Source organism: Geobacillus thermopakistaniensis, assembly GCF_000498995.1.
Classification (GTDB): domain Bacteria; phylum Bacillota; class Bacilli; order Bacillales; family Anoxybacillaceae; genus Geobacillus; species Geobacillus thermoleovorans.
This window is the reverse complement of sequence record NZ_AYSF01000025.1, coordinates 1-412: the sequence shown is the minus strand read 5'-3', so window position 1 is coordinate 412 and position 412 is coordinate 1. Positions and strand designations below refer to the sequence as shown.

The 412-nt window shown below is 53.4% G+C and carries 3 tRNA genes; all 3 read left to right on the top strand.

The window, feature by feature from the left end:
- Positions 1-5: 5 nt before the first annotated feature.
- The 3 genes from T260_RS136050 (at position 6) to T260_RS136060 (ending at position 411) form a co-directional block, all read left to right on the top strand.
- A tRNA-Met gene (locus T260_RS136050) sits at positions 6-82 on the top strand.
- A gap of 5 nt (positions 83-87) precedes the next feature.
- Positions 88-163 (top strand) — tRNA-Asp (locus tag T260_RS136055).
- 172 nt (positions 164-335) lie between these two features.
- Positions 336-411: transfer RNA gene (locus T260_RS136060), tRNA-Phe, on the top strand.
- Position 412: the final 1 nt, after the last annotated feature.

Genomic DNA, 412 nt, shown 5'->3' with positions numbered 1-412 from the left:
ATCATCGCGGGGTGGAGCAGTCCGGTAGCTCGTCGGGCTCATAACCCGAAGGTCGCAGGTTCAAATCCTGCCCCCGCAACCAAAATTGGTCCCGTAGTGTAGTGGTTAACATGCCTGCCTGTCACGCAGGAGATCGCGGGTTCGAGTCCCGTCGGGACCGCCATTGTTCCAAAATCACGAAAAATATGGTATGGCTCGGTAGCTCATTCGGTAGAGACGAGCATCCGCTTCATCGAATTCGCTTCGAGTTGCCTCGACGCATCGAGCGTCTTTGAATCAGCTGGTAGAGGAAGAGGCACAGAGCAATTCAACGAGCGAGTTAAAAAATAATATATGGCTCGGTAGCTCAGTCGGTAGAGCAAAGGACTGAAAATCCTTGTGTCGGCGGTTCGATTCCGTCCCGAGCCACCAT